Genomic DNA, 7,044 nt, shown 5'->3' with positions numbered 1-7,044 from the left:
ACACCACTGGACACCACATACCCCACCAGCCGGTCACCGGTCCGCGGATCCGACTTCGCCAGTACCGCCGTCTGGGAGACCTCCGGCAACGCCAGCAACGCCGCCTCGATCTCCCCCAGCTCGATCCGGAAACCACGAATCTTCACCTGGAAATCGGTACGACCCCGGTACTCCAGCTCACCATTACCGTCGAAGGCCACCAGGTCACCGGTGCGATACATCCGCTGCCCCACCACGAACGGATCGGCCACGAACCGATCCGCGGACAGGTCCGGGCGACCGAAATACCCGGCCGCCAACTGCGCACCCGCCAGATACAACTCACCCGCGACACCGTCGGGCACCGGCTGCAACCGCGAATCCAGCACATACACCCGGCTGTTCCACTGCGGCACACCGATCGGCACCGACACCAGATCGGCCTCGGTCACCCGATGGGTGGTGATCGAGACAGCGGCCTCGGTCGGGCCGTACAGGTTGAACAACCCGACACCCGGGAACTCGCCCAGCATCTTCTGCGCCGTCGCCGCCGGCAGGGCTTCACCGATAGCGAGCACCCGCCGCAACGAGTCCGGCAACCCGGTTCCGGTGTCCAGCAAGGCGTCCAGCATCGACGGGACCACCGTCAAGGTGGTGACCTGTTCGCGGGCCATCAGCTCGTTCAGGTACGACGGGTCCCGATGCCCGTCGGGCTCGGCGATGACAATCCGGCCGCCGGACACCGCAGCCAGCCAGAACTCCCACACCGACAGGTCGAACGTCGCCGCCGTCTTGAGCAGGATCGAATCCGTGGCATCCAGCCCGAACTCGGCCGTGATGTACCGCAACTGGTTCACGATCGCCGCATGCGGCACCGCCACACCCTTCGGGCGGCCGGTCGACCCGGACGTGAAGATCACATACGCCGTATTCGACGCCCGCAACGGCACCACACGCTCGGCATCGGTCACCGGCGAAGCGTCGAAGCCCGCGAGATCGAGAGTGTCCAGGGCCAGCGACGGCACATAGTCGCTCACCACGCCGTCAGCGGCGTCGGCACTGGTGGTCAGTACGCAGACCGGTGCCGCGGTATCCAGGATGTAACCCGTACGCTCCGCCGGCTGATCCGGATCCACCGGCACATACACACCACCGGCAGCGGCGACCGCGTACATCGCGACCACCAGATCCACCGACCGCCGCAACGCCAGCACCACACGATCCTGCGGACCCACACCCTCCGCGATCAGGAACCGCGCCAGCGGATAGACCCGCGCACCCAACTCCGCATAAGTGATACGCGAACCGTCCGCAGCCACCAACGCCACCGCGTCCGGCGTGGCTGCCACCGACGCATCCAGCAACGACACCAACGTCGCCGCCGAATCCAACTCCCGGCCCGTAGCGTTACGAGCCTGCAGCGTCTTCCGCTCGGCCGGCGCCAAGATCTCCACATCGCCCACCGGCACCTGCGGATTCGCCACGATCTCGCCGAGCAACCGCACGAACCGATCGACCATCGCCTGCGCGGTAGCGCGGTCGAACAGGTCGGTGGCGTAGGTCAGATGACCGTGCACGCCGAGGGGAGCGCCGTTGTCGTCGTAGCCGTCGGCAACGATCAGGTGCAGGTCGAACTGCGAGACCTCGGTATCGACATCGAGACCCGAGACCGTCAGCCCCGGCAACTCCAGGCTGGACTGCGCCAGGTTCTGGAACGAGAGACCGACCTGGAACAACGGATGCCGCGCGGTCGACCGCGCCGGGTTGAGTACCTCCACCAACCGCTCGAACGGCACATCCGCGTGCGCGAACGCCGCGATATCGATTTCCCGCTGGCGGGACAGCAAGTCGGCGAACGACTCCCCGCGATCGAGCTCGGTCCGGAACACCAGCGTATTCACGAACATACCGATCAGATCATCGAGCGCCTGCTCACCACGACCCGCCACCGGCGTACCGATGGTGATGTCATCGGTCCCCGACAGCCGCGACAGCAACACCGCCAAAGCGGAATGCACGACCATGAACAGCGTCGCATTCTGCTCTCGGGCGACCCGCTGCAGCCCGGCGTGGATCTCGGCGTCGATCGCGACCTGGACCCGGCCACCGGTGAACGACTGCACCGCCGGCCGCGGCCGGTCCGCCGGCAGGTCCAACTGGTCGGGCACACCCGCCAGCGCGGACTGCCAGTAGTCGACCTGCCGCGCGGCCAGCGATTCCGGATCGGCCTCATCGCCCAGCAACTCACGCTGCCAGATGCTGTAGTCGGCGTACTGCACCGGCAACGCCGCCCAACCCGGCGCCTCACCCACGACCCGAGCCGCGTACGCGGTGATCAGATCTCGGGTCAGCGGGGCCACCGACAAACCGTCACTGGAGATGTGGTGGACCACCATCGCCAGCACGAACTCACCGCTCGCGCCCTCGCCGGCCGGGTCGCTGACCTCGAACAGCGCGACCCGCAACGGCACCTCGGCGGTGACGTCGAACCCGGTCGACACCAATTCCGATACCGCGGCCACCACGTCGTCGGCGGCCACCGCGCGTACCTGCAGTCGCGGCGCGGCCTCCCCGGGCGGCAGCACCAGCTGCACCGGACCGGAATCGGTCTCCGGGTAGATCGTCCGCAAGACCTCGTGCCGGCCCACCACATCGGCTACCGCCGCACGCAACGCGTCCACATCGAGGTCGCCCGACAACCGGATCGCCATCGGGATGTTGTAGGCGACCGAATCCCGATCGAACCGGTTGAGGAACCACATCCGCTGCTGCGCCAGCGACAACGGCACCTGCTCCGGCCGCTCCCGCGGCGCGAGAACCGGAAGATTACCGCGACCGGCAGCGCTCTCCGCCGCGGCCGCCAGAGCAGTCACCGTGGCGGCTTCGAACAACAACCGCACCGGCACCTGGGTATCCAGCGCCGCACCCAACCGGGCCGCGACCTGGGTCGCGATCAGCGAGTTACCACCCAAAGCGAAGAAATCATCATCGGCACCGACCCGCTGCACACCCAGCACATCGGCGAACACCCCGGCCACGATCTCCTCGATCGGAGTCGAAGGAGCACGGAACTGCTTGGTCTCGAACACCGGAGCCGGCAACGCTTTACGGTCCAGCTTGCCCGAGGTGTTCAACGGGAACGCATCCAGCTCCATGACAACAGCCGGAATCATGTACACCGGCAGCACATCACGCAGCGAGTCCAACAGCACCGCCGACACGATCTGCGCACCCGGAGCAGGCACCACGTAGGCAACCAACTGCTCACCCAGCTCCGACGCCGCGACCGTCACCACAGCCTGGCTCACCACCGACTGCGCCAACAGAGCCGATTCGATCTCACCCAACTCGATCCGCTGACCACGGAACTTCACCTGGAAATCGGTACGACCCAGATACTCGAGAACCGGCTGCGCACCCGACTCTCCCTCGATGCGCCGCCACCGCACCAAGTCGCCCGTGCGGTACATCCGCCGACCCGCATCGAACGGACTCGCCACGAACCGATCCGAACTCAGATCCGGACGGGTCACATAGCCCCGCGCGAGCTGGTCACCGGCAAGATACAGCTCACCCGTGACACCCTCGGGAACCGGCCGCAACCGCGAATCCAACACATACACGCGCGAATTCCACTGCGGCACACCGATCGGCACACTCCCGGACTCCGCACCGGTCGCCTGCCAATAGGTGATCGACACCGCGGCCTCGGTCGGACCATACAAGTTGTGCACCGCAGCATCAGAAATCGCGCGCATCGCGGTCACCGTCTCCGGCGGCAACGCCTCACCGATCACGAACACATGCTCGAGACTCGGGATCGAACCCGCAGGAGTATGCGCAGCGAACACACCCAACATCGACGGCACGAAATCCGTCACCGTCACCCGCTGCTCCGCGATCGTGCGCGCCAGATACTCGGGATCCCGATGACCATCCGGAGTCGCCACCACCAGATGCGCACCCGCCGCCAACGGCAGGAAGTAACCCCACAGTGACACGTCGAACGTGGTCGCGGTCTTCTGCAGGTAGACATCCGACGCATCGAGCGGGTACTGCGACAGCATCCACGCGACCTGATTACCGATCGCCGAATGCGAGACGGCCACACCCTTCGGACGCCCCGTCGAACCCGACGTGAAGATCACATACGCGGTATTCGACGACCGAACCGCCGCCAACCGATCAGCATCGGTTACTTCGCTATCGGCGTAGCCCGACACATCCACGGTGTCCACAGCCAGAACCGGCACATCCGCGCCTTCGGGCACCGCACCGGCATCACCGGTGGTCGTCAGCACACACAACGGCGACGCGGTATCCAGGATGTAGCCGATCCGCTCCGCCGGATGCGCCGGATCCAACGGCACGTAGGCGCCACCCGCCGCGACCACCGCATACATGCCGACGACCAGATCGATCGACCGGGAAACGAGCAGACCCACCAGCGTTTCCGGACCGACACCCTGTGCGATCAGGTGCCGCGCGAGCCGGTTGACCCGACCGGCGAACTCGCCATAGGACAGACTCGTCCCCTCGAACGAAACCGCCACCCGATCCGGGTGAGCAGCAGCCACCCGAGTAAACCCGTCCAGCAACAGACCCGCCGGAAGTGCATGCTCGGTCGCATTCCACTCCGCCAGCACCCGTTCACGCTCAACCGGCGCCAGAATCTCCAGATCACCGACCGCCGTCTCCGGCGCCGCCACGATCTCCCGCAGCAGACCCACGAACCGCTCCGCGAAGCCCTCCACCGTGGCACGGTCGAACAGGGCGGTGGCATAGGTCAGGTACCCGGCCACGCCGTTCGGGACCCCGGCGGTGTCGTAGGAGTCGCCGAGCAGCAGGTTCAGGTCGAACTGGGAGATCTCGGCATCGAAATCCACCCCGGAAACCGTCAGGTCCGGCAGTTCCAGCACGGAGGCGGCCAAGTTCTGGAAGGTCAGGCCCACCTGGAACAGCGGATGCCGCGCGGTCGACCGCGCCGGATTGAGTACCTCCACCAAGCGCTCGAACGGCACATCCGCATGCGCGAACGCCGCGATATCGGCTTCCCGCTGGCGACCCAGCAGACCGGTGAAGGATTCACCACGATCCAACTGTGTCCGGAACACCAGGGTGTTCACGAACATACCGATCAGATCGTCCAGCGCCTGTTCACCACGACCCGCCACCGGCGTGCCGATGGTGATGTCGTCGCTGCCCGACAGCCGCGACAGCAACACCGCCAACGCGGAATGCACCACCATGAACAGCGTCGCGCCCTGCTGCTGTGCCACCCGTACCAATCCGGCATGGGTTTCCGCATCGATCGCGACCTCGACCCGCCCGCCGGCGAAGGACTGGACGGCCGGACGTGGCCGATCGGTCGGCAGATCCAGCTGATCCGGCACCCCGGCCAGCGCCGATTGCCAATAGGTGAGCTGCGCGGCCGCAATCGACTCCGGATCGGCCTCGTCGCCCAGCAACTCACGCTGCCAGATGCTGTAGTCGGCGTACTGCACCGGCAGCGGCGCCCAGCCCGGCGCCTCGCCGGCAGTACGCGCCGCGTAGGCGATCATCAGATCCCGCGTCAGCGGCCCCACCGACAAGCCGTCACCGGCGATATGGTGCACCACCATCGCCAGCACGAACTCACCGGCCGCGGGCTCGACATCCACCACAGCTTCGCCGGTAGTCGCGTCGACGGCGTCGTGCACCCGGAACAAGGCGACCCGCAGCGGCACCTCGGCCGTCACATCGAAACCGGCCGACGCCAACCCCGCCACCGCCGGAACAACGTCTCCGGCCGCGACGGAACGCACCTCGAGGCGAGGTACGGCGTCACCGACCGGCAACACCAACTGCACCGGACCCGCCTCGGTCTCCGGATACATCGTCCGCAACACCTCGTGTCGCGCCACCAGATCCGTGACGGCCGCACGCAGCGCCTCGACGTCGAGAGCACCCGACAAACGGATCGCCATCGGCAAGTTGTAAGCGGCCGAATCCTGATCGAACCGGTTCAAGAACCACATCCGCTGCTGCGCCAGCGACAGCGGCGCAGCACCGACAACCTCTCCCGAGGGCAGCGTCCGGGTCGGACGCTGCTGCGGCACCAACGCCACACGACCGCCCGAACCGGCCTGCTCCTGGATCCGAGCAGCCAACACCGAAACAGTGGCGGCTTCGAACAACAACCGCACCGGCACGGTGGTATCCAACGCCGCACCCAACCGGGCCGCGACCTGGGTCGCGATCAGCGAGTTACCACCCAAAGCGAAGAAATCATCATCGGCACCGACCCGCTGCACACCCAGCACGTCGGCGAACACACCCGCCACGATCTCCTCGATCGGGGTCGAGGCAGCCCGGAACTCCCGCGTCTCGAACACCGGGGCCGGCAGCGCCTTACGGTCCAGCTTCCCGGACGTGTTCAACGGGAACGCATCCAGCTCCATGACCACTGCCGGGATCATGTACACCGGCAGCACATCACGCAGCTCGTCGAGCAACACCGCAGACACGATCTGCGCACCGGGTGCGGGCACTACATAGCCGACGAGCTGCTCACCCAGCTCCGAGGCCGCGACCGTCACCACGGCCTGGCTCACCACCGGCTGCGCCAGCAGAGCCGACTCGATCTCACCCAGCTCGATCCGCTGGCCACGGAACTTCACCTGGAAATCGGTACGACCCAGATACTCCAACACCGGCAAAGATTCGATCCGGCCCTCGACCTCGGTCTCGACCCGACTCCACCGCACCAAGTCGCCCGTGCGGTACATCCGCTGACCGGCATCGAACGGACTCGCCACAAAACGATCCGACGACAAATCCGGACGCGTCACATAACCACGCGCCAACTGATCACCGGCAAGATACAGCTCACCCGTGACCCCGGCCGGGACCGGCCGCAACCGCGAATCCAACACGTACACACGGCTGTTCCACTGCGGCACACCGATCGGCACACTGCCCGACTCTTCACCGGTCGCCTGCCAATACGTGATCGACACCGCGGCCTCGGTCGGACCATACAAATTGTGCACAGCAGCACCCGAAATCGCGTGCATCGCGGTCACC

General features: G+C 66.4%; 1 protein-coding gene (only partly in view). It reads right to left on the bottom strand.

What is annotated here, in order from left to right:
- The coding region annotated (locus tag NF4_RS35355; RefSeq protein WP_063131747.1) for a non-ribosomal peptide synthetase crosses the window boundary (this coding region is incomplete at both ends): on the bottom strand, nucleotides 1-7,044 show 7,044 of its 41,610 nt. Its footprint extends 34,566 nt past the window's final position.

This window comes from Nocardia fusca NBRC 14340 (genome assembly GCF_001618425.1).
Classification (GTDB): Bacteria; Actinomycetota; Actinomycetes; order Mycobacteriales; family Mycobacteriaceae; genus Nocardia; species Nocardia fusca.
The sequence above is the reverse complement of the archived record's forward strand: the minus strand, read 5'-3'. Positions and strand labels throughout refer to the sequence as shown.